Here is a 26,225-nt window from a genome sequence, read left to right on the forward strand (position 1 = left end):
AGCAGGATGCGCGCCGCGCGGGAGGCCATCAGTGGGTCCAGCGCAGGCTCAGGAAGACGCTGCGCGGGATCTCCGAGCGGCGGGTCTCCGTGGCCTCGGCATGCCGCGCGTGCAGCAGGTCGCGGCCGACCACCGCGAACTCCAGGCCGTCCGTCACCCGCCAGGCCAGCCGCACATTGGCCTCGGCATAGCCCTCGACGCCCAGATAACCCGAGGCCGTCAGCCGCGGCGCGTCGTCGTACAGCCGACCGCCGACCGTCAGGTCCACCCTTTCGCCCAGCCGGAAGGTCGAGCTGGCCTTCAGCCACCAGCCGGGGTCCGCCCCGGCCGCCTCGAACCGCGCCACGTCGCGGCTGCCGGGCTTCAGCTCGAAGTCCTTCCGCAGCACCGCCCCGCCCAGGCTCGCCCGCCACCAGGGCGCGATCTCCACGTCGGTCCAGGCCTCCAGCCCCCAGGTCCGGCCCTGCATGGTGTTGCCCACGAAGATCGGCGGGTTGCGTCCGGGCACCAGCTCGTTGGTCCGCAGTTCGTCGTAGTCGTGCAGGTAGCCGGTCACCGACAGCGTGGCCGCCTCGGTGAGCCGTCCGCGATAGCCGGCCTCGTAGGCGATCAGCTTCTCCGAGCCCATCTGGCCCGGCTCCACCAGGCCCGCGATGGTGAAGTCCCGCTCGATCCGCGAGGGGTTGCGGATCGCCCGCGACACCGCCGCCCACAGGAACTGCCGGTCCGACACCCGCCAGCCCAGGCGCGCGCTCGGCATCCACTCGGCCCGGGTGTAGTCGTTGGTCTCCAGCTTGACGCCCACCGTGAGGTCCACGGCGTCGCCCAGCGCGATATGGTCCTGGATGAAGACGTTGCCGATATCGACGCGGCGGCGCGGCGGCGACAGGAGCTGCGGCTCGGCCAGGGTGCGGAACTCGTCCTTGGTGATCCGGTAGCCCGCGCCCACGACGATGGCGTGCGCCCCCAGGCTGAAGGCGTGCTGCGCCTCCACGTCCCATACCCGGAGCTCGTCGTGGAGGCCGCGCGCCTGACGCTCGATCTGGTCGTAGTAGGCCTGGACCTCGAACTCCCCGCCCAGCGCCGGCCCCCGCCAGCGGCCCAGCACATTGCCGCCCCGCACATAGCCGCCGTCGAAGCCCAGGCTCTGGTCGATGGTCGCGTCCTGCACGTCGCCCTGCAGGGTCAGGCTCTGGTCGCCCAGCAGCCAGTCGGTGCGGAACCCCGCCTGCCAGCCGTCCCAGCCGTCCTGCGCGTCGGATCCGTCCGCGAGCTCCAGGTCGCCCCGCTTGAAGGCGGTGGCGTAGATCCGCCCGGCGCCGGCCTCGCCAAGCGCGCCGCCGAGCCGCACCCGCACGTCGCTGTCCAGCGTGCCCACCGTGCCCGCCGCCAGCAGGCCGCGGGTCTCGAAGGCGCTGCGGGTGGTCACGCTGACCACCCCGTTCACGGCGTTCGCGCCCCACAGCGTCCCGGCCGGCCCGCTGATCACCTCGATCCGCTCCAGGTCGTCCAGCACCAGGTGGTGCTGGTCCCAGTCGACCCCCGAGAACAGCGGCGTGTAGAGGCTGCGGCCGTCCATCAGCACCAGCAGCTTGTTGGCCGACTCGAACCCCGCAAAGCCGCGCGCCGTGATCGAATAGTCCAGCGCGTCGATGCGCATCACTTCCAGGTTGGGAGCCAGCCGCAGCGCCTCGGGCAGCGTCTGGGCCCCGGCCTGCCTGACGGCGTCGGGCGTGATGACATAGATGGACGAGGCGGCGGTGTTCAGCCCCTCCGCCCGCCGCGACACCGACGTCACCCGGATCTGCGCCAGTTCGTCGAGGCTCAGCTCCGCCAGGTCGCTCGCCTGCCGCGCCGTGGCTGCGTCTTCCGCCTCGCCGGCGGCCGCCGATCCTGCCACGCAAACCGCCATGACGGCGCCGAGCGCCAGGGCGGCGCGGACAGACACGGCGAGGCCAGGGGCCGCGTCGCGCGCGGCCAGACCAGGAGAGCCCATCAACCCCTCGTTCCAAGCCCCCCGGCTCGAAGGCTGCGCTTAGCACATCCGGTCATCATGTCGGATCCCCCGGCTTTTCCCGCGCGGGTGGGGCGCCGCTCAGCCGCTCCATCCCTCCGGCATCACCATGCCCACCGGGTAGGCCGGGCTGTCGCTCGACACCACGATGCCCCGCCGGATCGCCTGCGCCGCCTCGGGCGTCTCGTCCTGCGGGTCGGTGAACCGCCGGGTGATCACCACGAAGGGGCGCGTCTTCTCCTCCATCTCCTCGACCATGTTCTGCGCCACCAGCCGCTCGCAATACTTGGTGGGCGCGCCCCGCGCCGCCTGCCAGCGGATGACGTCGAAGTGCAGGCGCCTGGCCCAAACATTGTCCCGGTCGGCCGACAGCGCCACCTCGCGAGCTTCGTCGAACAGGTAGTCCGCATGGAACTGGCGCGCCTGCGCATAGTCGTCGGCGAAGTCCGGCTCCTGCCGCAGCCACTTGTACACCGTCGCCGGCGCCGGCATCCCCGGATCGCGCAGGATCGAGATCAGGCTTTCGCCGTTCGCCAGCCCGAAGCAGATCTGCGCCCGCACCTCGGGCCCATAGCCGCCGCCCGTCTCCGTCTCCGCTTCCCGCGCCGCCGAATAGCGCCGCGGCCGGATCATCCGCTCGGCGGCGAGCGCGTGGGCGCGCGCCACGTCCAGCCGCCGCCGGGCGAGCCGCGCCCGCCGCTGCGCCGCCGTCAGCGCCGCCCCGAACTCGGGATGCGCATAGCGCCATACCCGGATCGACGGCCCGCTCGGCATCCCGGGCGTCCGGCTCAGCGCGCTCAAGGTCTCCCCCGCCGCCACCCGGGCCACGATCTCGCGCCCCAGCTCGTCCGAGAAGAACACGCTCTCCCGCCGCGGCGCAGCCTCGCCCGGGAGCGAGCCCTCGGAAGACCCGAGAGCCGCGCCCAAGGCGGCGCCCCGCGCCGGCCTGTCGCCGCCGCCATCCATGGCCGAAAGATCCAGAAATCAGGCGCAGTCCGCCCAGTCGTAGAGTGGCTCAGGCGAGGCGGAATGTCAAGAACAAACAAAGAACATTCTGGCCTCACGCAACCTCCAAGCCTCACCGTCGATTAGCGCGCCCACGTCGGACGGCAGCCGGCGCCGCCCTCCGGCGGACCTTCGGCCGCCGCCGTCGCGGAGCGCCGCTGATGAAGATCCTGCACGTCCTGGTCATGGCCGGGACTCTGAGCCTCGGCCTGCTGGCGGCTACGGCCGCCGCCGCCGACCCCTGCCGCGCTGTGACTGACGAAGGCTGGCGTCCGGCCGGCCTCGGCGCGGGCGCCGCCTTCGAAGGTCCCGTCGTCCACGTCATCGACGGCGACTCCTTCTGTGTCGCGGTGGCCGAGGGGGGAGGAGGGCTGGGTGGAGGTGCGGCTGGCGGACTTCTTCGCACCGGAACTGCGGGCGGGAGGCGCTGCGGCGAAGTCGACCCTCGAGGGCCTGGCGATGGGGCGCCGCGCCACCTGTGTCGCCGGCCCCACCAGCTACGACCGGATCGTCGCCCGCTGTCGGGTCGACGGCCGCTCTCTGGGCGACGCCATGCGCGCCGCCGGCGTCAGGGAGGGGCGGCGACGGCGCGGGCTGGCGGGACGATCCGGAGCCTCGGCGCGTCCGTCCCGTCTCACGGCCCGTCCGCCCCGCCACGGGGGACGGGATGACCTGCGCACAGCTTCGCGCCCTCGGCGGCGCCCGCCGCGGCCAACCCGGCTACCGGCCCGAGTGGGACGGCGACAACGACGGCATCGCCTGCGAACCCTACCGCCGTCGCCGCTAGGGCGGCGCGGGTTCGACGTTCCCACGTCAGTCCAGCAGCCGTCAGCGCGGCCTTGTCTTCCGCAGCCTGCTCCTCATCGCGTCGCGTCGTTTCCCCCGAGCTAGAGCGCGATTGGAACGGCAGCAACGTAACGGTGACGATTGGGCGCCTCATCGTGCCGTGTTGAACCTGCGGGTGCGCGAACCCGACAACTTCCTCGCGGTCCTGAGGTCGGCGAGCCCTCATCGCTGGCCAGCAAGACTTTCCCGGCGCGAGGACCGCAATGGGTCGGAAGCGGACGTTGGCGTCGGGGTGGGGAGCGGACCTTCCGACGTGCTACCGAGAAGGCTCATCTCTTCGCATCCTCGAGTGAGTTCAGTGTGATCTTTGCGCGCGTGAAGTCCTGATCGGCGCTCCGGCGCAGCCAGCGCTTGGCCTCATCCATGTCGACGGGACAGCCCACGTCGGGCAGGTGACATTCGCCGACGAGGAACTGCGCCTCTGCCAAGCCGCGGCCGCATCCGAAAAACGCGCGCGCGGCCCGCGGAAGACCGCCGATGCACGGGCGTCCCGTGGCAGCCGCTCGGAGGTGAGGTTGGGCGGCGACGAGCCTCGGCAATCGTTCAGGATCATCCATGCGGTAGGTGTTTGTGGCGCCGATCAGGCGCGCAGCCCGAAGGTATTCGGCGAGAGGGTCGCCCCTATCAGCCCAGCAAATAAGATCATCATCGCTGTAGAGCGCGAGGGTGCGATCAGGATCGAGCTGGCGTTCGGCGTCCAGCCCGATCAGGTTGTCCAGGTCCGCGGGCGTATTGGCTATGAGATCAGGTTGGCGTTCCTTGCGCCAATAGACCAAGGCCGGCGATGACCCGGCGCAATGACTCTTCGGTGTGCTGCTTTGTGCGCAACCTCGCCCTGAGAGGTCTACCTGTCCCACGCTGCTGCGGGCGCTGGGGATGTAGACGTACGCCACGTCGCATACCTTCGCTGCCTGCGCTTCCAACACGGGGACGGGAGTAGCGCACGCCCCGAGCACGAGGGCCATCAAGCCGGTGACGCTCGTGAGAAGTCGGATGAGTCTCGGTCGTGGATTTGGCTCACCCAGTCTGCGCATGTCGATCCCCTGAGCTCCATGCCAGGATGCCCGATCGACGCGATCTCACCAGCAGACTTTCCGAGAGTCTCATACCGACCCGTCGCCGACGCTTCGAAGGTCCGCTATGGGCGGTTAGCGGACGCCTATTACCGGCGCCTTCTTGCGGCGCGGCTCGCTGAATATGCGACCCACATCGTTGTCGCTCCTATGACGAACATCACACCGACCCCAGCAACGAACTGAGCGAGAACGAACGCAATCTCAGCAGTCGCAAGCGCGACGGCGACATACACCCAGGTCGGGAACATCGGCGCGGCTCCTCCGAAATTTGAGCGGCCAAGCTACGCCCCCCGGTTGCCCTGAGCAACTTGCGATAGGGGTCGAAAGCGGACCCTCGGAGCGTCTGCTCAGCGGCTTAGAAGTCGAGGGTCAGGAACAGGGCGGCTGTCCGCGGGGCGTTCACCTCGAAGGTCCCGCTGCTCACGACCTTCCAGTCGAACGCGTTCGTGACGTTGGTGACCTGCAGACGCAGCAACGCCGGCGTCTCGCCGATGTCGAAACGATAGCGGAAGCCTGCGTCGTAGATCGTGGCCGCGGGGACATAGGCGCGGTTCAACTGATCGGCGACGCGGCGGCCATGATGGTTGGCGGCGAAGGTGAGCGACAGCCCCTCGAGGGGGAGCGCCCAGGTTCCGCTGAGGGTCAGCACCCGCTCCGTTTGCCCGACGGGCTCGCGCCCGATGCGGCCCTGCGCCACCGGATCCCCGGTGACCCGCGGCTGCATCAGGACGGCGCCGGCGACCAGCGTCAGGCCCGCGACGGGGGAGCCGGTCAGGCTCGTCTCGACCCCTCGGTGGCGCACGGAGCCCATCTCGCGGAAGACATTGAGCTCATCGGGCGCGAAGTACGGTTTTTTCACCTGGAAGGCGCCGGCGACGAGACGCAGGTTGTGCGGCAGGATCCAGCGGACGCCGGCGTCCCACTGGTCGGTGATGATGGCGGGCAAGGCCTGGGTCCGGTTCGCCGCGCTGTCGGGGGCGACGCCGCTCTCCTCAAGGCCGCGCGCGAGGCTGCCGTAGAGTGCGAGCCGGGGCGTGGCGGTCCAGGACGCGGCGGCGTTGTAGAGCCACGCCGGATCGTGGACCCTGGCCTCAGCGGCGCCGGGCCGGCGGACGGTCTTGCGATAGTCCGTGCGCTGCAAGCCCAGCAGGAGCGAGGCGCGGCCGCGCCAGCGGACATCGTAGGCCACCCCGCCGGTCCACTGCTCGACGACGTCGCGGGTCCGGGCGCCCAGGACATAAGGTGGCTCCGGGGCGGCCATCACAGCGGCCACATTGGTGGAGCCGAAGTCGACAGCGGCGCCGCCCCCATAGAGGCTGTCACGCTCGCGGCCGCGCACCGAGGCGTGGAACGCGTGCGCCCACTCGCCGCCCGTGAAGGCGCGGCTGAGTCTGATTTCGCCGCTGGTGGACGCCAGCTCCTGTCGCGGATCGCGGCTGATGCGGCGGAAGGCCGATCCGTCCGGCTGCACGCCGGTCAGCAGGTGAGCGTGGTTCTCGCGCGTGTCGTTCACCGAGCGGAACAGGCCTGCCGCCAGGTCGAAGCCCCCCGGCAGCGGCGCGCGGCCGAGTACGCCGTAGTTGGTGGCGATGTTGCGGTAGTCGGCCCAGTCCGGTCCCGTGTAGCGGCGGCGCGCGACCTTGGGCGGCACGGTCCCAGGCGCCGCGACATAGAGCGGCGTCGCCTCGCGGTCCCAGGCGTCGACTCGACTCCAGAACGGCAGGACCAAGACGTCGTCCGCGGGGCGCCAGCGGGCGGCGATGGCATAGGAGCCGAACACCGCGTCGGAGCCGCTGGCGTACTCGTCGTCGAAGCCCGCTATTCCGGCCGCCACGCTGAGCGCCTCGCCGACCGGAAATTGGCCGTCCACCTCGATCCGGCCTCCGCCCATGGGGCCGTAGCCGGCCACCACGCTGAGAACGCGCCGCTCGCCCGCGGGTCGGATGCGGAAGTCGACCACGCCTGTGGGCGCCGTGAACAGGTAGTTCTGCGCGGCGAGGCCGACCCGCACCACGTTGCTCTCCACCAGCCGGTCGGTGAACGAGGCCGGCCGGTCGACGTAGAGACCTTCCAGCCGAATGTTGCCGGCCATGATCGGCGAGAACCCCCGCACCTCATTGCTGCTGTACAGACCGACGCGCTCATTGCCGATGCTGGCGCCGAAGGCGTCCTCGGCGCCGGCCACGGCGTTGTCGTTGACCCGCTGCGCCAGCGCTTCCGCGGGCAGACCGCATAGCCAGGCGAGGACTAGGCCCGCGAGGGGCCGACGCGATACGCTGGGCATGCGGGTCAGGCCGTGGCGAGATGCCGGGCCGGCCGCCGGCGCGGCCGCAGCAGGCCTGCCAAGCCCAGCAGCAGCGTCACAAGCACGACGCCGGCGAGCAGCGAGCCCGGCCAGGTGGCCCCTTCGACGCGCAGTGCGAAGGCCGGCGCGCGGGCGAAGTCGGCGCGGTCGAACGGACGCTCGTCGAACAGGTACGGATAGTAGAAGCGGCGGAGCTCGCCGTGGAACCCGCGGATGCGGTCGAGATAGGCCATCTGCGCCTGTGGATCGGTGTCGGCCAGGCGGTGCAGGGCCACCTGCACGCCCACGCCCGGCAGTACGTGACCAACCCGCTCGCTGAGTTCGGCGCGACGCAGCACGCCGGCTTTGTAGGCCCGGGCCAGTTCGGCGACGGACTGATCGCCCACCTGATGGAAGGCGAAGTACCATTTCCAGTGGAAGGGGGTGGTCACGGGCGGCGTGGCGGCCCACTCCGGGTGGGTCCGGAAGAAGGCGTCCATCGTCTCGGACTTCGGGATGTCCCAGGCGCGGTGGACGGCGGTCCGCTGGAGCAGGCTGAGCTCCATGCCTTGGCGCAGCGGAACCGCCGCGTTGATGGCCACATGCCCGGACGGCCGGGGCGATCAGGGTGAGCACGAGCCACGCCGCAGCCAGCGTCATGGCGTTGGCCAGCGAGCTTCGCGTCGCCCGCGCGACCACCAGGCAGACCACGGTCCAGAAGGCGAGATAGGCAAGGATCAGCGCGAGCACCGACGCGGTCTTCCAGGCCGCCGTCCCGGCCAACAGCGCGCCGACCAGGAACGGGAGCGAGAGCGCGCCGAACAGCGCCGCTTCGCGGACGGCGATGCGCATGGCCCACAGCCTGCGCGCCGAGCCTGCCGAGGTCTCCAGCGACCGCAGGCGTCCCGCTTCGCGCTCGCCTGAGCGCAGGTCGTGAAAGAGCAGGATCACGAACAGCGGCGCCAAGTAGACCAGCACGAAGGCGAAGTCGAAACGGCCCGGCAGGGCCGCCTCGGGATTGCCGATCTCGCCCTCATAAAGCTGCGCCTCGAGGCCCAGCGCCCGCACGCGGAGCACATAGGGCGCGACGTCGCGCGTGCCGAGCGCCGCAAACGCGAGGTCCGACGGCGCATCCCAGGTGGAGTGGAAGGTGTAGTAGGCGGCGTTCCCGGGATCCTTGTCGCGCGACACCCAGTCGGCGACGGCCTGAACGTCCTGCGCCTGCTGGGGACCGATCCGGGCGATCACCGTCTGCTGGCGCACGACCTCGGCGAGGCCCGCGCCAACGCCGGCGGCGGCCAGCAGGAACAGGCCCAGGATCGTGAGAACAGCCGAGCGCAGGCTGAAGAACAGCCGCGCTTCACGAAGGAAATCGGTCATGCAGCGCTCCGGGTAAGGCGGCGGGCCGCGACGCCAGCCAGGAGGCCGGCGGCGGCGAACCAAAGAACGAGCACCACGAGCGCCGGCAGGGCGCTGCGGGTCACCTCCGCCGGCTTCGGGCGATCGGGGTTGAAGTGAGGCAGGTTGCGCCAGTGATCGGCGGACACCCGGCTGCGCGCCTCGGCGGCGGCGTCGCTGCCCTTCGCCGCGTCGTCGCCGGCGTCCACCGCAGTGGCCTGCAGCCAGTTGAGCCGCTGGATGAGATCGTAGCGATAGGCCTCTGCCTGCCGGAGGAACCGCTGGTAGCCGCCGAGGTCGGTCTCGGCCGCGGTCATCGAGAGGCGGCGGATGGCGACGGTCGGGCTGATGACGGCCAGGCCGTCCATGATCTGGCTCTGGTCGCCCATGGCGGCGAAGGCCTGGTCGGCGTACCGGTTGAAGAGGCCGGATGTCAGCTTCTCGCCTTCCATGCCGAGCAGGCCGCGGTAGTTCAGCGGCAGGTCCTCGACGCGGCTGACGCCGTACTGCTGGAGGGTCTTCTGCTTGAAGGCGGCGAAGTAGGGGTCGTTCGGATCATGGCTGTCGCCCATCGCGCGCAGATCGCGGGCGATGGCGATGTCCGTCTCGATACGCGTCGGCAGCGGCCGGGCGGCGGCGGCCAGCTCGGGGGCGATGCGCGGGATCAGGATCACGGCGAAGGCCCACGCGCCGACCAGGGCCATCAAGGCCGTGCGGCTGCGGCCCGCCAGGGCCGAGACCGCGACGATCAGCACGATCCAAAAGCCGAGGTAGACGCCGTAGCCGCCCGCCGCCAGCAGCACGGCCGAGGGTCGCGCCGGCCCCGAGACGGCGAGCCACACGAGCAGCAGGATCGCCGGCGCCGCGATCGCCAGGGTGGCGACGCCGAGCGCCAAGGCCTTGCCGGCCAGGATGCTGCGGCCGGGAACGCCCGCCAGCAGCGCCTGCCGCAGCGTGCCGCGCTCGCGCTCGCCCGCTATGGCTGCGGCCCCGACGAACACCAGGAGCAGCGGGACCACGACCTGCAACACCAGGGCGGGCGAAAGCTGGCCGAACCGGACGAGCAGCGAGGACTGGCGCGCGTCGCCGAAGTTGGCGCTGTTCTGCCGGTGGCCCTCCAGGAAGATCATGTTGCCGGTGAAGGCCTCGACGCCGGGATCGAGGGCGGCCAGTCCGCTGGCCGGCCGGATCGCGAAGTGGCCGTAGTGCACCACGCGGTGCGGGTGCCGGTCCGGCTGGGATTCGAACTCGGTGTCGGCCGAGGCCTGCAGACGCGCGCGCAGGCCGGCCTGGTCCGCCTGGTATGCGCTGGAGGTCACGGCCGCGGCCAGGGTGAGGAGCGCGGTCAGCACCAGGCCGGTCAGGGCCACCCGGCTGCGCACGAGGTGGCGCAGCTCGTTGCGCGCGACGGAGACGATGGCGCTCATGCCGCCTTGCCCGCGGCCGGCGCCCGCTGGAAGCGGGCATGCAGAGCCCGAATGTCGAAGCGCTCGGGGCCTGAGGCCGCCATCTCCTCGACGATGCGGCCTTGGTCCAGAAAGCCGATCCGGTCGGCCACGTCGGCGGCGCCGAACAGGTCGTGAGTGACCACCAGGATCGCCGCGCCCTCGGTCCGAAGTCGGGAGACCAGATCGTTGAAGTCGGCCGACGCGCCGGGGTCGAGCCCCGAGGTGGGTTCGTCCAGCAGGAGGATCGAGGCCTGACGCAGCATCGCCAACGCGATGGCGGTCTTCTGCCGCATGCCCTTGGAGAAGCCGGAAACTCGGCGCTCCCAGGCCTCCTTCGGAAGACCCACGCTCGCGAACGCGGCCTCGACGTCGGCCGCCGTCCGGCGCGCGCCGGCCAGTTTCAGAAAGTAGTGGACGTTCTCCCGGGCGGAGAGGTGCTCGTAAAGCGCGACGTTCTCGGGGATGTAGGCGATGGCGCGGCGCACGGCCTCAGGTTCGGCGGCGGGATCGCGGCCCGCCACCTGGACGACTCCCGACTGCGGCTTCAGGAAGCCGAGCAGCGCCTGCAGGGTGGTCGACTTGCCAGCCCCGTTGCCCCCAGCAGGGCGTAGACCTCGCCTGCCGCCACCGAGAGCGAAAGGCGGTCCAGGACCCGCCGCTCGCCGTACCTCACGACCAGATCCCGCACGACAATACGCGCCGCGTCCGCAGCCATTCCGCTCTCCCTGGACACCCATCCCAGCCGCCGCAGCGGCGATGTGATGTTATATCGTAACATTCTGATTGACCGGCGATCAAGGCGCCGCTTATCCGTAGCGCCATCGGCGGACGACCGGCGTTACGCGGTTCGGGGATTGGGATGTTCAAGCAGTTCGTGTCGGCGCTTCTCGCCGGAACCTCGGCGGCGGCCGCCGCTTCGGCCGCGTGCGCTCAAGCGACGGCGAGCGACCTGGAGGCCGTCGTTGTCACCGGCTCCCGGGCGGCCAGCGCCAGCATCAACGGCATGGACATAGAGCCCTTGAAGCTGCCGCAGAGCGTGCGGGTGCTCGACGAGGCGCTGATCGTGAACACCGGCATCGCGAACCTGTCGGACATCTTCGACTACGCGGGCGGCATGGCCCGGCAGAACAGCTTCGGCGGCGCCTGGGACGCCTACGCGATCCGCGGCTTCTCGGGCGACATCAACCAGGGACCCGACCTGCTGGTGAACCGGTTCACGGCCAATCGGGGCTTCAACGCACGACGCGACGTCGCGACCGTGGAGCTGTTCCAGGTGCTCAAGGGCCCCGCCTCGGCGCTCTCCGGCAAAGGCGAGCCCGGCGGGTCGATCAACATCGTCACCAAGGCTCCTCGGAACCGGCCGCACGCCTCGGCCGAGCTCGCCTACGGCAGCTTCGACACCCGGCGGGCGATGGGCGACGTCGGGGGCCCGTTAGGGGGCGGCGTCTCGGCGCGGATGATCGCCGTCCATCAGGACACCGACGGCTGGCGCGACTTCGTGGGCAGCGACCGGCTGCTGCTGGCGCCCTCGTTGGCCTGGGAGCCCTCGGACGACCTGCGCCTGCTCTATCAGCTCGAGGCGAACGAGGTGCATTTCGTGCACGACCGCGGCCTGGTGGCGTTCGCCGGCGATGGCAAGGCGCTGCCCCGCGACCGCTTCCTGGGGGAGCCGAACGACGGCGAGATCGAGCAGAAGACGCTGCAGCACCAGCTCACCGCCACCTACAACTTCAGCCCGTCCGTGGCGGTCGAGGCGGGCGTGCAGTATCGGGACGGAAGTTTCGAGGGCCAGTCGACCCACAACGCGGCGCTGGTGGGTACGCAACTCCGCCGGCAGCTCCGCATCCACGCCTACGACTGGGAGGATCTGTCCGGCCGCATCGAGCTCAGCTTCGACGGCGCGTTGGGCGGCCTGGAGCACCAGTTGCGCGTGGGCGCCGACGCCTTCACCTACGACCAGCGTCGGATCTTCTGGCGCTTCAGTCCGTCGGCGGCGAACCCCTACGCCGTCGACATCTTCAACCCAACCTATGGACAGCCCAAGCCCACCGCACCGCTGAACCAGGACCTGCTGGAGGAGCTGCGCGGCGAGAGCCTCTATCTGCAGGACCTCGTCACTCTCGGCGAACAGTTCACCCTGCTGCTCGGCGTCCGCCAGGACTGGGTCCGGCAGACCAACACCAACTACCGCAATGGCCAGGTCACGCGGCAGTCGCCCTCCCAGGCCTCGCCGCGCGCCGCCCTGACCTGGTCGCCGACCGAGAGCTTCTCGGCCTACGCCAGCTGGGGCCGTTCGTTCCGTTACAACCAGGGCGCGGATGCGGCCGGCGGCGCCTTCCCGCCCGAGAAGGGCGAGGCGTGGGAAGCGGGCGTGAAATGGGATCTCGGGGACCTCACCGGGACGGCATCCTTGTTCCGGATCGAGAAGGACAACATCCTCGTCAACGATCCGGCCAACAGCGGCTTCTTCGTGCCCGTCGGCGGCGCGCGCAGCCAGGGTCTTGAGGTGGAGGCGAACCTCGCCCTGCCGGCCGGCGTCACGGCCACCGCCGTCTACGCCTACACCGACACCAAGATCACCCGCGACACCCGACCCGGCCTCGTCGGCAGCCGGCTGAGCAACGTTCCGCTGCATTCCGGCGCGGTTTACGCCAACTGGCGCTCGAACGGCGAAGCGCCCGGCTCGCTCAGCCTGGGCGGCGGCCTCATCTATGTCGGCAAGCGGCCAGGCGACGACGTCAACAGCGGCTTTCGGCTGCCGGACTACGTCACCGTCCGCGCCAACGTCGCCTACCAGCTGACCGACAGGCTCTCGCTTCACCTCGACGTCGAGAACCTGTTCGACGCCTACTACCTGGAGAGCTCCTACAGCGACGTCTGGATCACGCCGGGCGCGCCACGCACGATCACCGGGCGGCTGCGGGTGGCGTTCTAGCGCCTCTCCCGCCGCCTCCGCGATGGCGTCCACGCCAGCCCCGGCGGCTGGTCGCCGGAGTCGTCAGGGGCCGCCCGGCAGCGCGTAGGACACCGGCGCGCCCGGGCCGAGGGGGACGCCGAGCGCCACCCAGACCACCGCCAGCGCCATGCCCGAGATCAGCAGCCAGATCGAATAGGGCGTCATCGTCGCCGCCAGGCTGCCGATGCCGAAGTCCGCTTGCCAGCGCTGGCAGAACACAAGGATCAGCGGGAAGTAGACCATCAGCGGGGTGATGATGTTGGTCGCCCCGTCGCCCACCCGGTAGGCCGCCGTGGTCGCCTCGGGGCTGATCCCCAGCAGCATCAGCATCGGCACCAGCACCGGCGCCAGCAGCGCCCACTTGGCGCTGGCCGAGCCGACGAACAGGTTCAGGCCCGCGGTGAAGAGCACGATGATCGCCAGCAGCGCCGGGGCGGGCAGGGACAGCTGCTGCAGGCCGGCGGCGCCGTGGACGGCGGTGATCAGGCCCAGGTTCGACCAGTTGAACATCGCCACGAAGTGCGCCGCGGCGAACGCCAGCACGAGGTAATAGGCCATGTCGCCCATCGACCCGGCCATCATCTTCACCAGGTCCCGGTGCGTCTTCACCGTCCCGGCCGCCCGCCCGTAGGCCCAGCCGGTGGCCAGGAACAGGATGAAGAAGCCCGCCACCAGCGACTGGTAGAAGGGCGTCAGCCGCCCCGTCGCCGCCGCCGTCTCGTCGATCAGCGGCGTGCCCGGGCCCAGGGTGAAGAACAGCCAGAGCGCCGCCACGCCCGCCGCGGCGAGCCCCGCGCCCCGCAGGCCGCGCTTCTGTTCGGCCGTCAGCGGCGCGTCGGCCACCGTCTCAGCCGAGCTCTCCGCCGCCGCCTCGGCGGCCGAGGCGGGGCTGTATCGGCCCAGCCGCGGCTCCACCACCCGGTCGGTCACATACCAGATGACCGGCAGGAACACCGCCGTCATCGCCGAGATGAAGAACCAGTTGCCGGCGATGTTCGCGTCCCAGGCCGGCGCCAGGGTCTCGGCCGCCGCCTCGGTGATCCCGAACAGCAGGGCGTCCAGCTGGCCGGGCAGCAGGTTGGCCGAGAACCCGCCCGAGACGCCGGCGAACGCCGCCGCGATGCCCGCCACGGGATGCCGGCCCGCCGCGGCGTAGAGCGCGCCGGCCAGCGGGATCAGCACCACATAGGCCGCATCCGCCGCCAGGTTGCCCAGCATGGCCACCAGCGCCACCAGCGGGGTCAGCAGGACCCTCGGCGCGCCCCGCACGGCGGCGCTCATCGCCGTGCCGAACAGCCCCGAGCGCTCGGCCACGCCCGCGCCCAGCATCACCACCAGCACATAGCCCAGCGGGTGGAAGTGGGTGAACGTCGTGGGCATCTCCACCCACAGCCGGCGGATGTTGTCGGCCGAGACCAGGCTCTGGGCCGCCACCACGGCCAGCGCCCCGGTCTCCGGATCCCGCTGCGTCGGGTGGACCGCCGACACCCCCAGCGCGCTGGCCACGACGCTGATCAGGATGAGTCCGCCGATCAGATAGACGAAGAGGAAGACGGGATCGGGCAGCCGATTACCGGTCCGCTCGATCCAGCGCAGGATCCCGCCGGCCTGTTCCTTCGCCTCAGCACTCATCCGTTGAAGCCCTCCGCCGAACCTGGACCGCCGCTCGCGGCGGCGGCCATCTAAGCGCAGCCGCGCGCCGCTTGCATCAGGAACATGGCGCGATGGACGACGGACGGCCGGCGTTCGGCCGGCGGCGAAGCGTTCGCTAGTCGAGCTTGCCCGGGTGCGCCGCCGCGTCGACCGGTCCCTCGAAGGCGATGAACAGGGTGCAGGCCGCGCCCGCCTGGCAGTCCGCCTCGTGCGGCCGGCCCGCCGGCCCGAATGCGTACATGCCCGGCGTCAGGGTCACTGCCGGTGCGCCCTGGTACTTCACCCGCAGCGCGCCGCTGACCAAGATCATCCGCTCGGCCGAGGTGTGGGTGTGCGCCGGCAGCCGCTGACCGCCGGCCACCCGCAGGAAGACGTCGGCGTTGGGCTTGGCCGGGTCCCCGTGCAGCACCGCGATCTGGCATCCCGCCGGGAAGATCGGGGGCAGGGCCCCCAGGTCAGCCCGGGGTCGGCGGCCCCGAGCGCGATGGGAGCCTCGCCCGCGGGGGCGGCCCATCCGGCTGCGGCGGGCGCCGCCAGCGCCGCGGCCGCCGCCATTGCGGGAAGCATGGAGTTCATGAGAGCGCCTCCTTCAAAGCGCCCCCCGACCGGCGTTCACTGTACCACCCGCCCGCCGCGCGCTCCCGCCCATTATCTGAACCGGGTGCGGCCGCCCGGCGACCTCCGCGCCTGCGCTAGGCGGCCGGCCCCTCGTGCGACCGCGCAAGCGCCCGCTTGTACGCCTCGCGCTCCGTCGTGCGCGCCAGATACGCCTGCTCGGCGTCGCCCAGCGCGAACCCCGCGTGGTTCGCCCCCAGCCGCAGCGCATAGCTCACCGAGATGTCGGCGGCGGTGAACCGTTCGCCCGCCATGTAGGGCGCGCGCTCCAGTTGCCGCCGCACCAGCAACAGCCGCCGCTCGACGCAGTCCCGCGCCCAGCGGGCGCCCCAGTTGTCCCGATCCGCCTCGGGCGCCAGGAAGCCGCTCACCAGCGGAACCATCATCAGCGTCGCCAGCCCCGCTTCGCCCAGGTGCAGGAACTGCTGATAGGCGGCGAACGCCGAATCCATCGGCGCCGGCTGCAAGGGCGTCGGCCCATAGCGGCCCATCAGGTATTCCAGGATCGCCACCGACTCGACCATGGTGACGTCGCCGTCCTGGATCGCCGGCAGGAAGTCGCCCGGGTTCACCGCCAGCCAGGCGGGGTCCTTCGCCGGCGCCAGCATGTCCACCTGCCGCACCCGATAGGGCAGCCCCATCTCCTCCAGCAGCCACACCACCCGCAGCGACCGCGAGGTGCTCCCGCCCCAGACCGTGATCATGCCCTTGCGCCTCCGTACGTCCTGACGAGCTACACCACGCCCGGCGCCCCGCCCATCCCGACGGCCCACGCGCCCATCCGTTCAGGCTCTGCCTCCCCGCGAAGCGGCGGGAGGGGGACCGTCGGCCGAGGCCGCAGAGCCGATGGCGGAGGGGGCAGGCGGCTTCCGCGGCCCGCCCGCGCCACACCTTCAGCTGTCGTCCCCGTTTCGCCGCAGGCGAAGACCGGGACCCGTCAGCCCCTTAGGGTCGGCCGTGTACGAGACTGCCGACGTTACGCAGACGTCGCGGGCAGATCGCCGAGGAAGTCGCGCTTGCCCAGCTGCAGCCCGCGGGCCCGCAACAGGTCGTAGGCGGTCACGGCGTGGAAGTAGAAGTTCGGCAGCGCGTAGCCGATGAGGAAGTTCTCGGCGGTGAAGTCGCGCTTCATGCCCTTGAACTCGAAGCGCACGGGCTTGCCGACGAAGCTGTCGATCTCGGCAGGCTCGAGCGCCGCCAGGTCTGTGCGGGCGGCGGCGACCTTGTCGCGAAGTTCGGCGAACGTCGCCGGCGGCATCGCCAGGCTCGGCGTCGCGAACCCTTCACGGACGCTCTGGACGGCGCCGATGGAATGCTCGGCGGTGGATTTCACCTGATAGGTGAAGGGCAGCATGTCGGCGATCAGGCGCGCGTTGATGATCTCTTCGGCCGGCGTATTGGTCTCCGCGCACCACGCCTCGGCGCGGTCCACGAGGCGAGCGACCGAGCCGAGGATCTGCAGGTAGGGCGGGATGGTCGCCGCATGCAACGAGAAGCTCATCTGGTTTCCTGTTCTCTGGCGCGCGGCGAGCCCGAGCGCGCTGACGCCGGGGCCAACGGCCGGGACTGCGCCGAGCCTTACCAAATCGGTCCGCGAGACGACACCCAGCTCTCGGGTTCCGCCAGGACCGGCCGGCGCCTCTTGATCGTGCGGGCCGCAGCCTGGAGGGATCGCGCGCCTAGCGCTTCGAGTGGCTTTGCGGCAGATAGCCGAACTTCTGCGCTGACCTATGTGGAGCCCCTCGTTGGAACGCCTCAAGGCGGTGGTTAAGTCGCCCAGGACGGAGTGGGCCATAACCATCCTGATCATCGTCAATGCAGTGACGCTGGGGCTGGAGACCAGCCCCTGGGCCATGGCCAATTTCGGCCCGGCTCTGCTGGTGATCGATCAGGCCATCCTCGCCGTCTTCGTGCTCGAGATCGCGGCTCGGATCGCCGTGCATCGCTCGGCCTTCTTCAGGGACCCGTGGAGCCTGTTCGATCTCGTCATCGTCGGGATCGCCCTCGTTCCCGCCGCGGGGCCTTCGCGGTGCTGCGCGCCCTGCGGGTGCTTCGCGTTCTGCGGATGATCACCGTGGTGCCGTCGTTGCGCCGCGTCGTTGGGGCGCTCATCAGCGCCCTTCCGGGGATGGGGTCGATCGTCCTGCTGCTGGGCCTGATCTTCTATGTGGCCTCGGTGATGGCCACGAAGCTGTTCGGCGCAAGCTTCCCCCAGTGGTTCGGCTCGATCCCGCTATCCGCCTACTCGCTGTTCCAGATCATGACCCTGGAAAGCTGGTCGATGGGCATCGTGCGCCCTGTGATGGAGGTCTATCCCTACGCCTGGGTCTTCTTCGTGCCCTTCATCCTTTGCACGACGTTCACCATGCTGAACCTCTTCATCGGCATCGTCGTCAACGCCATGCAGAGCGAGCATGAGGAAGCGGCCAAGGGGGAGCGCCACCACATCGAGGTCGAACTCCTCCGCGCGAGCGAGGAGCGCAGGCGCGTCCATGAGCTGGAGGCCGCCGATATGGCCGCCTTGAGCGCAGACGTGTCCTCGCTGCGTCAGGAGATCGCCCAGCTCCGCGCCGCCCTTGCGGGACGAGGTTGAGCTCCGTCGGACTTCGCCCAGCATGGCGGCTTCCAGCCGCGCCGGCCTTGCCGGTCCCGAGGCCGTGACGCCGCAGGGCGGCGAGCTCGCGTCGGACAGATACCAGGCGACCCGAAGTGATAAGTCCGTCCGCGCGCCGGGGCGTCGCGCGCGGCTGCCGCCTAGAGGGCGGTCGTTGGGACGAGAGCGCTGACCTGGCGCTGGAAGGCGTCCTGTTCGCCGCGGATCATCGCCCGGAAGTCCTCCTGCTGCATCCACGCGAGCGTCGGCTCGGCCAGCACGGCCTCCACCCGACGTGCAAGCTCGCCGGATTGCAGGTCCTCCTCTGAAAACTTGAAGGCGTCGGGGAGGGGGAAGTCCTCCTGCACGGCGGCCGCGCCCTTCCGGTGCAGGAAGACAACCGCGCCGCAGATCGCGGCCTCTCGCGGCATGCGGTCCTGACCGGGGAAGTGACCGAAGTCGATGTAGACCCGGGTCTGGGAGAAAACCTCCTGCAGTTGCGCCTTGCTGAAGCCCTGCAGGCGCAGGCCGCTAAGCTGCGGGTGTTGGCTGAAGAAGCGGTCGCCAGCGTCGCCGCCCTTGGCGACATTGTAGGCGCAGATGCGCTTCGCCGACGGTGCGGCGGCCGGGCTGCGGGTGAAGATCGGAGAGGTGTAGTCCCTCAGCTCCCGCACGTCCGCGGCGCCCATCCGCTTCAGGAAATCCCGCGCGTAGGCGCTCTGGTGCAGATGGATCAGGTCGACACGACCGAATAGCTCCCGCTCGAACGCCCTGTCGCGGAGCTCCGGGATGATCGCGTAAGCATTGTCCACGGAAAGCCACCAGATCGCGACCTTCCCCACCCCGAACAGCCGATGCAGATGCGCCATGCCCTCGGGAAGGATGACGAGGCTCCGGGCATCCCAGGGCAGCCGAGCCGCATGCGTCGGCGCATACTGGGCGTAGAACTGCAGCATCTCGGGAGCTCGAGGCGCGTCGTTCTCGATGTGCTCGGAAGCCACGTGAGTGTGGTGGCGGGCGTCGGTGTAGATCATGGAGCAGTCCACGCCGCCGCGGCGCAAGGCGTGGGACAGCTGGTGCAGCGCTTCCGGTCCGCCGCTCGCCGAAACCGGACAGAAGACGGCCACTCGTTCGATATCGGCGAGGTCCATCGGGTCCTTCCGGCAGAGACGCGCCCCTGTTAGCCCGCCGCCAAACGCCGTCAAGTTGCTCCAGCCGAGGCGCCGCCGGGGGGCGCGCGTTCAGGCTGCAACCCACTCAGCGCCCTCGCGGCACAGGCGCCCTTACGCCCGCACCGCCGCCGTCAACCGCACCACCAGCCCCTCCGGCTCATACGCGGGCTCGGCGCTGCCCCGCAGATCCCCGGCCGCGAGCTTCGCGATCAGCCGGCTCCCGAAGCCCAGCGCCGCGGGCGGCGTCACCGGCGGTCCGCCGCGCTCGGTCCACGTGAGCGCCAGCCGCGGGCCCTCGCGCGTCCACACGACCTCCACCACGCCGTCCTGCGACGACAGCGCCCCGTACTTCGCCGCATTGGTCGCCAGCTCGTGCGCCACCATCGCCATCGCCACCGAGCCGGCGGCGTCGAGCTGCACCTTCGGCCCGCGCAGCCGCACGCGGTCGCTGTAGGCGGCGAGCTCGCGTTCCAGCACCGTCGACAACTCGGCGCCCGCCCAACTGTTGAGGGTCAGCACGTCGTGCGACCGGGCTAGGGCCAGGAGCCGCCCTTCGAAGTCCGCGAAGAACTGCGGCACGCTCTCGGCGCGCCGCGCGGTCTGGGCCGCCATCGACTGCACCGTCGCCAGGTTGTTCTTCACCCGGTGGTTCAGCTCGGCCAGCATCAGCGCCTGGTTCTCCCGATGCTGCACCTCCTCCGTCACGTCCTGCAGCGTCCCCAGCACGTGGGTGGGCGCGCCCGTCGGGTCGAACAGCACCTGCCCGTGGCCGCGCACCCAGCGGGTCAGCCCGTCGCGCCCCTCGACGCGGTGCACGACGCTGTAGCGGCCGCCGCCTTCCCCTTTGAGCGCCGCCTCGAACCGGGCGCGGATCTCCGGCGCCTCCTCCGGCCGCAGGCGGGCGGCGTAGGTTGCGTAATCCATCGGCGCGTCGGGGGCGACGCCGAACAGCTCACGGGTGCGGTCGTCCCAGGTGACGACGTCGCGCGCCAGGTCGAACTCCCAGAACCCGAGCCCGCCGGCGCTCAGGGCCAGCTCCAGGCGCGCCTGCTGCCGCTGCGCCTCCAGCTGGGCGAGCTTGCGCTCGGTGACGTCCACCAGCACGAACGAAATCCGCGGGACCTCGCCCGGGATCGGCGAGAAGGTGCCTAGGAACCAGCCGCTGCGGCCGGCGTGGTCGAAGGCATATTCGCGGCTGAGGGTCTCGCCACTTCGCCAGCAGTGGCGGAGCGTCTTCATGCGCGTCGTGAAATGCGGCTCGCCGACCCCCAGCTCGCGACCGGTCCGGCCGATCAGGTCCTCCGGCGCGAGACCGTAGAACGCGGCGGTCTTCGGGTTGGCCAGGAGGTAGCGGTAGTCGTCTTCCAGCAGCTCGAACGCGCCGGCCATCAGGCCCGAGCTTTCGAACATCGCCCGCCAGAGCGCCGCTTCGGCCGCCAGAGTCGCCGCGCGCGTGCGGGCGCCCGTCGTCGTCGTCCGAGGGGGTGGCGGTCATGCGCCCGTACCAGGCTCGCGCCCGGTCCGGCCGGCGGAGGAGGCGTCCGGCCCCGGCGTCAGAGACGAATTGCGCGCAAGCTGCACCGCCACGCCGCTTCCCCCCATGCTGCAGCTTGATGTCAACGTGCGCGACGGCGCTGCAGTTCCGGCCGGCTCGGGAAGGGGGGCGGTCAGTCCCCCATCCACCCCGGCATCCAGCCCTCGTGCGTCTGCCGCAGCTCGTCCAGGCTCAGCTCGAACAGCCCAGGGCAGCTCAGCGCCTCGCCACCGGCGACGCCGACCACGTCGGCCAGCACGCCGGCCTTGCCGGCGGCGGCAAGGACGTCGGCCGGGTCTTCGACGGCCACCAGGTAGCGCGCCTGGTCCTCGCCGAAGAGCAGCGCGTGCGCGCGGGGGCCGGGCTCGATGTTCAGCCGGACGCCGACATTGGACGCCAGCGCGATCTCCGCCGCCGCAGCCACCAGGCCGCCGTCCGACAGGTCGTGGACGGTCTTCACCTGGTCGGCCTGAATCAGGGTGCGGACGAGGTCGCCGACCCGCTTCTCGGTGGCCAGGTCGACGGGCGGCGGGGCGCCGTCCTCGCGGCCCAGGCATTCGCGCAGGTACATCGAGGCGCCGAGCTCGCCCAGGGTCACGCCCAGCAGGATGAGGGTCTCGCCGGGCTTCAGGTTGGAGAAGTCGGCGCGGTGGGCGTAGTCGGCGATCAGGCCCACGCCCCCGACCGTGGGGGTGGGCGGGATGGCCGCCCCGTTGGTCTCGTTGTAGAGGCTGACGTTGCCGGAGACGACGGGGAAGTCGAGCGCCCGGCAGGCTTCGGCCATGCCCTCGATGGCGCCGACGATCTGGCCCATGATCTCGGGCCGCTCGGGATTGCCGAAGTTCAGGTTGTCGGTGATGGCGATGGGCGTGGCGCCCACGGCGGTCAGGTTGCGCCAGGCCTCGGCGACGGCCTGCTTGCCGCCCTCGTAGGGGTCGTTCTGCACATAGCGCGGGGTGACGTCGGAGGTGACGGCCAGCGCCTTGCGCGTGCCGTGCACCCGCACCAGGCCGGCGTCGGCGCCGGTGGCGCTGTCCTCCAGGGTGTCGGCCATCACGTGGCGGTCGTACTGCTCCCAGATCCAGCGCTTGGAGGCCATGTCGGGCGAGCCCATCAGCGTCAGGACCGCCGCCTTGTAGTCGGTGGGGGCGGGGACCTGCGCCGGGTCCAGCCGCGGCTGCGGCGCCTGGGCCACATAGGGGCGGTCGTACAGCGGGGCGTCGTCGCTGAGCGGGGCCAGCGGCACATCGCAGACCACCTCGCCCCGGTGCTTCAGCACGATGCGGCCGGTGTCGGTGGTGGTCCCGATGACGGCGGCGTCCAGGCCCCACTTCTCGAAGATGGCGTGGCCGTCGCGCTCGCGGCCGGGCTTGAGGATGGCCAGCATCCGCTCCTGGCTCTCCGACAGCATCATCTCGTAGGCGGTCATGCCCTCTTCGCGCTGGGGCACCTGATCGAGGTCGAGCTCGATGCCGACGCCGCCCTTACCGGCCATCTCGACCGACGAGGAGGTGAGGCCGGCGGCGCCCATGTCCTGGATCGCGGCGACGGCGCCGGTGGCCATCAGCTCCAGGGTGGCCTCGATCAGCAGCTTCTCGGCGAAGGGGTCGCCGACCTGGACGGTCGGGCGCTTCTCCTCGGCGTCCTCGCTGAACTCGGCGCTGGCCATGGTGGCGCCGTGGATGCCGTCGCGGCCGGTCTTGGAGCCGAAGTAGACGACGGGGAGGCCTGCGGCGGGGGCGGCGGAGTAGAAGATCTTGTCCGCGTCGGCCAGGCCCACGCACATGGCGTTGACCAGGATGTTGCCGTCGTAGCCGCGGTGGAAGTTCGTCTCGCCGCCCACCGTGGGCACGCCCACGCAGTTGCCGTAGCCGCCGATGCCGGCCACCACGCCCTGCACCAGGCGCCGGGTCTTCGGGTGGCTGGGGTCGCCGAACCGCAGGGCGTTCAGCAGGGCGATGGGGCGCGCGCCCATGGTGAAGACGTCGCGCATGATGCCGCCGACCCCCGTCGCCGCGCCCTGGTTGGGCTCGATGTAGGACGGGTGGTTGTGACTTTCCATTTTGAAAACAACGGCTTGGCCGTCGCCGATGTCGACGACCCCGGCGTTCTCGCCCGGCCCGCAGATCACCTTCGGCCCCTTGGTCGGGAACTTCACCAGGTGCTTCCGCGACGACTTGTAGGAGCAGTGCTCGGACCACATCACCGAGAAGACGCCCAGCTCGACGTCGTTCGGCTCGCGGCCCAGCCGCTTGACGATCAGGTCGTACTCTTCCGGCTTCAGGCCGTACTCGGCGGCCTTCTCGGCCAGGGTCTGTGCAGGCTGGGCGCTCATGCCGCGCCTAATAGCGGGACTCTCCCGCAAGGGCGATAGCCCCAGGCCCTCGCCCGCGCTGCAGGCAAAGAAAAAGGGCGCTGCCAGGAACACAGCGCCCTTTCCCCCAAAGACGGCCGGCGGTTGTGGGCCCGCCGGCCGGCTCTCCCAGCTTTAGTACCGCAGGGTGAAGTTCGCGAAGAACACGCGGCCCAGAACGTCGTAGGTGTTCGGGTAGCCGCTGTTCGGCGGCGAGGCGTTGCCGCCCAAGACCGGGTAGGACTCCTGGGTCAGGTTGCGCACGCCGGCGGTGAACGCCACGTTCTCGGTCGCTTCCCAGTCCACGGACAGGTTGATGTAGTTCTTGGCCCCGATCTTCTCGACGGTGAAGTTGGAGGCCGGGTTGTCGTCGATCACGTCGTCCAGGTGGTTCCAGATGACGTTGACGCCGTAGTTCTTGTACGCCCAGCGAACCGAGGTGTTCACCTTGTGCCGCGGCGTGATGCCGGTGCCGCCGCCGTTGCAGTTCGGGCCGAACTTGTCGGCGCACTTCAGCGGAGCCGAAATCTCGTCCGGCGTGAAGGTGAGGTCCCACGTGTTGGTGTACAGCGTGCGGATCGCGAGCGAACCCCAGTCGGGCAGGCCAACGTCGACCAGGTCGAACTGATAGGAGACCTGGATGTCCACGCCTTCGGTCGTCTGCTTCGCGACGTTCTGCAGTTGCAGCGAGACGAAGTCGATCGAGCCGTTGGAGAGGCGGTTCACCGCACGGCAATACGGCGACGTCGGGTTCCCGTTCACCTGGGCGTTGCGGTAGCAGACGCTCAGAACGTTGGCCGTGCTGCCGCCGAACGAGGCGATGTAGTCGTCGATCTTGATGTTGAAGTAGTCGACGGTCACCGAAAGGCCCGGGACGAACGAGGGCGTCCACACAACGCCCGCCGTGTAGGTGTCGGCCACTTCCGGCTCGAGGTTCGGGTTACCGCCCGTCAGGGTCTGGGTCTGCTGGTTGGCTTGGATCACGCCGACCAGATTGGCCGCGACGCCCGAGTTGATACAGGCTTGGCGGACAGCCGCGGTCGGGTTGCCCTGAGCCGAGCAGGGGTCGGTGGCGGTCGGGAAGCCGTTGCTGATGGGGGGCGAAGAGTTCACCCACCGACGGAGCGCGGACGGCTCGGTTGTACGACGCCCGCAGCCGCAGGTCGTCGTTCACGGCCCAGTCGCCGGCGACCTTGTAGGTCTTGGTCAGCTTGTCTTGCGACGAGTAGTCAGACAGACGGCCAGCCAGTTCCAGCGACAGGTCCTTGACGAACGGGAGGTCCTTCAGAAGCGGGACCCGCGTTTCGCCGTAGAGCTCATAAACATCAATGTAGCCCGACACCGGCGGCGAGGCGTTGAAACCGGTCAGGTTACCGACCGCCAGGTCCTGGCTGGGCCGGAAGGCGAACTCGTCCGAGCGGTACTCGGCGCCGACGGCGAAGCCGATCGGGCCAGCCGGCAGGCTGAAGAAGTTTTCGGTGTCGCCGCTCAGGAAGGCCTGGGCGATGATCTCTTCGAAGTCTTGGGTCGAGTTGATGCGGGTCGAGATGAACCGCGCCGCTTCAGGGCTGATCCGGCCGAGGCCGAAGAAGTTCAGCGGGACGCAGCCGCCCGACGGATCCAAGCAACCGGTGCCGGAGGCATTCAGAAGCAGAGCCTGCTGGATGCGAGCCAGGCTCGTATCGCCGAGCAGCGAGTTCGAACCGTGCGTGTTGCCGTACTGGACGCCCAGTTCCCACGCCCCGTTGATCGCGTCGACCTTGCCGTTCAGGCCTCCCTGCATCTGGAAGCCGTAGAAGTTGAAGTTGGAAATACGCGGACCAACTTCAGTCAGGCGGCGGTTGAACACGCCCGTGACGGTCTCGAAGATCCCGTCGCCATCCGTGTCCACGTCGGTGAATGTGCCCGCGGTCCAGGACGAGGAGGCCGGGATCGTATACGGCGTCGTCGAACCCAGCGTATTCAGCGCCTGCTTGGCGGCGGCAGATAGGAATGGGTTGTTGTCCAGCGTGAAACGGAACGTCCGGCTGCCGATGGGCGTCGGGGCGAGCTGGGTCGTGATCCGGCTGTTGACGAAGTTGCCTTTCAGGGTCGCTTCGATCGTGTCGGTAAGGTCGTAGCGGCCGATCGCCGTGACGGAGTAGCGTTCCTGCGGGGTCTGCGTGTAGTTGACCGGAGCGAAGTTGTAGGTGTCCGGAGCGCCACGGTAGAGACGCACGTCGCCGTTCTGCAGGAAGAGCGCCGAATTGGCCGCCAGGTTCGGCTGGCCCGGGAGCGTGACGAACCGGCCGGCGACGAACGGGTTGACGCGACCGTTTTCCTCGGAGCCGGAGCCCGAGAAGATCAGCGTACCGGCAGCTGAAGCCGGCGGCTCACCGAGCGACAGGTGCAGCTTGTCGGAGGGGTGGTCACCCTGGAAGAAGGGCTCGCGCTTGTTGTAGCCGAGGCTGACCATGACGTTACCGCGATCGAAGCTGACGCCGGTCGTGGCGGAAGCGTCGTAGATCTTGGCGTCGCCTTCGTCAGTCGCCGAGAAGCCTCCGCGGAACTCGAAGCCCTCGAAGTTGCGCTTCAGGATGAAGTTCACAACGCCCGAGATCGCATCCGAGCCGTAGACCGCCGAGGCGCCGCCGGTCATCACTTCGATCCGGTCGATCATCGCCGGCGGGATCAGGTTGATGTCGACGGTGCCGGTCGAAGTCGTCGGAATTTGGCGCTTACCGTCAACCAGGACGAGCGTACGGATCGCGCCCAGGCCGCGGAGGTTGACCGTGGACACGCCGCCGTTGCCATTGTTCACGGTGCCGGTCACGCCCGGCGCGGCCTGCGGCAGGGTGGCCAGCAAGTTCTCGGTGTTGACGACACCTTGAGCTTTCATCTCGGCCTCGCCAACGGTCGCGACCGGGCTGACCGAGGTCAGGTCTTGGCGCGCGATGCGCGAGCCCGTGACGACCAGTTCTTCGACTTCCTGCGCCAAGGCCGGGGAGGCCACCAGCACAGCGCCGAAGACCGTCGACGCCATAAGGCGCGCACGGTTGGACGATCTCATCATTCTGGAATGCTCCAAAAGTAGCTCGCAGGGCGGCGCACGCAAAAGCGGCGCCCACCATGCCCCCCTCGCCAACCCCTTTGGCGAGCTCTGTTATCCGGGGTGTGGCGAAGCTCGGTCACGGTCAAGGTGCTCTTCGTCGCATGTGACCGTGGAACGGTGATTTTCAGTAACAACGCGTAGCGGTGTTACATTTTGGTCACTTTATTCGGCGCCAGACGCGATACTG

The 26,225-nt window shown here is 70.0% G+C and carries 21 protein-coding genes; 4 read left to right on the plus strand and 17 right to left on the minus strand.

The window, feature by feature from the left end; translation table 11 throughout:
• Nucleotides 1-28: 28 nt before the first annotated feature.
• The 3 genes from LRS10_RS12940 to LRS10_RS12950 all read right to left on the minus strand — a co-directional run bounded on the left by LRS10_RS12940 (nt 29) and on the right by LRS10_RS12950 (nt 3,339).
• Entirely contained in the window at nt 29-1,996 is a 1,968-nt protein-coding gene (locus tag LRS10_RS12940; RefSeq protein WP_257837623.1) for a TonB-dependent siderophore receptor, read from the minus strand.
• A gap of 99 nt (nt 1,997-2,095) precedes the next feature.
• A complete protein-coding gene (locus tag LRS10_RS12945) occupies nt 2,096-2,980 on the minus strand; it encodes a hypothetical protein (protein WP_257837624.1) in 885 nt (294 codons plus the stop codon).
• Between the two features lie 122 nt (nt 2,981-3,102).
• A complete protein-coding gene (locus LRS10_RS12950) occupies nt 3,103-3,339 on the minus strand; it encodes a hypothetical protein (RefSeq protein ID WP_257837625.1) in 237 nt (78 codons plus the stop codon).
• A gap of 347 nt (nt 3,340-3,686) precedes the next feature.
• On the opposite strand from LRS10_RS12950, the gene LRS10_RS12955 reads away from it, so the two are divergent.
• The gene (locus LRS10_RS12955) at nt 3,687-3,806 is read left to right on the plus strand and encodes an excalibur calcium-binding domain-containing protein (protein ID WP_257837626.1); all 120 of its coding nucleotides are present in this window, start codon (nt 3,687-3,689) and stop codon (nt 3,804-3,806) included.
• 328 nt (nt 3,807-4,134) lie between these two features.
• On the opposite strand, the gene LRS10_RS12960 is transcribed toward LRS10_RS12955, so the two are convergent.
• The 5 genes from LRS10_RS12960 to LRS10_RS12980 form a co-directional block, all read right to left on the minus strand.
• A complete protein-coding gene (locus tag LRS10_RS12960) occupies nt 4,135-4,758 on the minus strand; it encodes a hypothetical protein (RefSeq protein ID WP_257837627.1) in 624 nt (207 codons plus the stop codon).
• Nucleotides 4,759-5,296: 538 nt separating this feature from the next.
• On the minus strand, nt 5,297-7,225 hold the full coding sequence (locus tag LRS10_RS12965; protein WP_257837628.1) for a TonB-dependent receptor domain-containing protein: 1,929 nt from the start codon (nt 7,223-7,225) through the stop codon (nt 5,297-5,299).
• Nucleotides 7,226-7,230: 5 nt separating this feature from the next.
• Nucleotides 7,231-7,791 carry a DUF3526 domain-containing protein gene (locus LRS10_RS12970; RefSeq protein WP_257837629.1) on the minus strand — a complete coding sequence of 187 codons (561 nt, stop codon included), beginning with the start codon at nt 7,789-7,791 and terminating at the stop codon, nt 7,231-7,233.
• 810 nt (nt 7,792-8,601) lie between these two features.
• On the minus strand, nt 8,602-10,050 hold the full coding sequence (locus LRS10_RS12975) for a DUF3526 domain-containing protein (protein WP_257837630.1): 1,449 nt from the start codon (nt 10,048-10,050) through the stop codon (nt 8,602-8,604).
• Nucleotides 10,047-10,808 (minus strand): ABC transporter ATP-binding protein, encoded by a 762-nt coding sequence (locus tag LRS10_RS12980; RefSeq protein ID WP_257837631.1) that lies wholly within the window; start codon nt 10,806-10,808, stop codon nt 10,047-10,049. The genes LRS10_RS12975 and LRS10_RS12980 overlap by 4 nt, the downstream gene beginning before the upstream one ends.
• A 122-nt stretch (nt 10,809-10,930) precedes the next feature.
• On the opposite strand from LRS10_RS12980, the gene LRS10_RS12985 reads away from it, so the two are divergent.
• A complete protein-coding gene (locus LRS10_RS12985) occupies nt 10,931-13,006 on the plus strand; it encodes a TonB-dependent siderophore receptor (RefSeq protein ID WP_308237956.1) in 2,076 nt (691 codons plus the stop codon).
• A 63-nt stretch (nt 13,007-13,069) separates the two neighbouring features.
• On the opposite strand, the gene LRS10_RS12990 is transcribed toward LRS10_RS12985, so the two are convergent.
• From LRS10_RS12990 to LRS10_RS13005, 4 genes are all read right to left on the minus strand, one after another.
• Complete coding sequence (locus tag LRS10_RS12990) at nt 13,070-14,659, minus strand: AbgT family transporter (RefSeq protein ID WP_257837632.1); 1,590 nt, start codon at nt 14,657-14,659, stop codon at nt 13,070-13,072.
• Nucleotides 14,660-14,795: 136 nt separating this feature from the next.
• Entirely contained in the window at nt 14,796-15,194 is a 399-nt protein-coding gene (locus LRS10_RS12995) for a cupin domain-containing protein (RefSeq protein ID WP_374569926.1), read from the minus strand.
• Between the two features lie 178 nt (nt 15,195-15,372).
• Nucleotides 15,373-15,999: a glutathione S-transferase family protein gene (locus LRS10_RS13000; protein WP_257837634.1), complete on the minus strand. Its 627-nt coding sequence runs from the start codon at nt 15,997-15,999 to the stop codon at nt 15,373-15,375.
• Nucleotides 16,000-16,271: 272 nt separating this feature from the next.
• Nucleotides 16,272-16,796 carry a DUF1993 family protein gene (locus LRS10_RS13005; protein ID WP_257837635.1) on the minus strand — a complete coding sequence of 175 codons (525 nt, stop codon included), beginning with the start codon at nt 16,794-16,796 and terminating at the stop codon, nt 16,272-16,274.
• A gap of 244 nt (nt 16,797-17,040) precedes the next feature.
• Here LRS10_RS13005 and LRS10_RS13010 point away from each other — a divergent pair, with 244 nt between their 5' ends.
• Together LRS10_RS13010 and LRS10_RS13015 are read left to right on the plus strand one after the other, a co-directional pair.
• The gene (locus LRS10_RS13010; protein WP_257837636.1) at nt 17,041-17,364 is read left to right on the plus strand and encodes an ion transporter; all 324 of its coding nucleotides are present in this window, start codon (nt 17,041-17,043) and stop codon (nt 17,362-17,364) included.
• The gene (locus LRS10_RS13015; RefSeq protein ID WP_257837637.1) at nt 17,325-17,888 is read left to right on the plus strand and encodes an ion transporter; all 564 of its coding nucleotides are present in this window, start codon (nt 17,325-17,327) and stop codon (nt 17,886-17,888) included. Before LRS10_RS13010 ends, LRS10_RS13015 begins: the two co-directional genes overlap by 40 nt.
• 161 nt (nt 17,889-18,049) lie before the next feature.
• Here LRS10_RS13015 and LRS10_RS13020 read toward each other — a convergent pair whose 3' ends face one another.
• From LRS10_RS13020 to LRS10_RS13040, 5 genes are all read right to left on the minus strand, one after another.
• Complete coding sequence (locus LRS10_RS13020) at nt 18,050-19,039, minus strand: hypothetical protein (protein WP_257837638.1); 990 nt, start codon at nt 19,037-19,039, stop codon at nt 18,050-18,052.
• A 132-nt stretch (nt 19,040-19,171) separates the two neighbouring features.
• Entirely contained in the window at nt 19,172-20,500 is a 1,329-nt protein-coding gene (locus LRS10_RS13025; RefSeq protein ID WP_257839161.1) for a sensor histidine kinase, read from the minus strand.
• A gap of 227 nt (nt 20,501-20,727) precedes the next feature.
• Entirely contained in the window at nt 20,728-22,929 is a 2,202-nt protein-coding gene (gene purL, locus LRS10_RS13030; protein ID WP_257837639.1) for a phosphoribosylformylglycinamidine synthase subunit PurL, read from the minus strand.
• 153 nt (nt 22,930-23,082) lie between these two features.
• Nucleotides 23,083-23,931 (minus strand): TonB-dependent receptor domain-containing protein, encoded by an 849-nt coding sequence (locus LRS10_RS13035; RefSeq protein ID WP_257837640.1) that lies wholly within the window; start codon nt 23,929-23,931, stop codon nt 23,083-23,085.
• Complete coding sequence (locus LRS10_RS13040; RefSeq protein WP_257837641.1) at nt 23,888-25,996, minus strand: TonB-dependent receptor domain-containing protein; 2,109 nt, start codon at nt 25,994-25,996, stop codon at nt 23,888-23,890. The genes LRS10_RS13035 and LRS10_RS13040 overlap by 44 nt, the downstream gene beginning before the upstream one ends.
• Nucleotides 25,997-26,225 lie beyond the last annotated feature (229 nt).

Source organism: Phenylobacterium sp. J426 (genome assembly GCF_024699945.1).
Lineage (GTDB): Bacteria > Pseudomonadota > Alphaproteobacteria > Caulobacterales > Caulobacteraceae > Phenylobacterium.

What these genes read in the sequence shown, in the direction of transcription:
- LRS10_RS12940 (WP_257837623.1), bottom strand. Translation starts at nt 1,996, where the DNA reads ATGGGCTCTCCTGGTCTGGCCGCGCGCGACGCGGCCCCTGGCCTCGCC.
- LRS10_RS12945 (WP_257837624.1), bottom strand. Translation starts at nt 2,980, where the DNA reads ATGGATGGCGGCGGCGACAGGCCGGCGCGGGGCGCCGCCTTGGGCGCG.
- LRS10_RS12955 (WP_257837626.1), top strand. Translation starts at nt 3,687, where the DNA reads ATGACCTGCGCACAGCTTCGCGCCCTCGGCGGCGCCCGCCGCGGCCAA.
- LRS10_RS12965 (WP_257837628.1), bottom strand. Translation starts at nt 7,225, where the DNA reads ATGCCCAGCGTATCGCGTCGGCCCCTCGCGGGCCTAGTCCTCGCCTGG.
- LRS10_RS12970 (WP_257837629.1), bottom strand. Translation starts at nt 7,791, where the DNA reads ATGGAGCTCAGCCTGCTCCAGCGGACCGCCGTCCACCGCGCCTGGGAC.
- LRS10_RS12975 (WP_257837630.1), bottom strand. Translation starts at nt 10,050, where the DNA reads ATGAGCGCCATCGTCTCCGTCGCGCGCAACGAGCTGCGCCACCTCGTG.
- LRS10_RS12980 (WP_257837631.1), bottom strand. Translation starts at nt 10,808, where the DNA reads ATGGGTGTCCAGGGAGAGCGGAATGGCTGCGGACGCGGCGCGTATTGT.
- LRS10_RS12985 (WP_308237956.1), top strand. Translation starts at nt 10,931, where the DNA reads ATGTTCAAGCAGTTCGTGTCGGCGCTTCTCGCCGGAACCTCGGCGGCG.
- LRS10_RS12990 (WP_257837632.1), bottom strand. Translation starts at nt 14,659, where the DNA reads ATGAGTGCTGAGGCGAAGGAACAGGCCGGCGGGATCCTGCGCTGGATC.
- LRS10_RS12995 (WP_374569926.1), bottom strand. Translation starts at nt 15,194, where the DNA reads ATGGGCCGCCCCCGCGGGCGAGGCTCCCATCGCGCTCGGGGCCGCCGA.
- LRS10_RS13000 (WP_257837634.1), bottom strand. Translation starts at nt 15,999, where the DNA reads ATGATCACGGTCTGGGGCGGGAGCACCTCGCGGTCGCTGCGGGTGGTG.
- LRS10_RS13005 (WP_257837635.1), bottom strand. Translation starts at nt 16,796, where the DNA reads ATGAGCTTCTCGTTGCATGCGGCGACCATCCCGCCCTACCTGCAGATC.
- LRS10_RS13020 (WP_257837638.1), bottom strand. Translation starts at nt 19,039, where the DNA reads ATGGACCTCGCCGATATCGAACGAGTGGCCGTCTTCTGTCCGGTTTCG.
- purL (WP_257837639.1), bottom strand. Translation starts at nt 22,929, where the DNA reads ATGAGCGCCCAGCCTGCACAGACCCTGGCCGAGAAGGCCGCCGAGTAC.
- LRS10_RS13040 (WP_257837641.1), bottom strand. Translation starts at nt 25,996, where the DNA reads ATGAGATCGTCCAACCGTGCGCGCCTTATGGCGTCGACGGTCTTCGGC.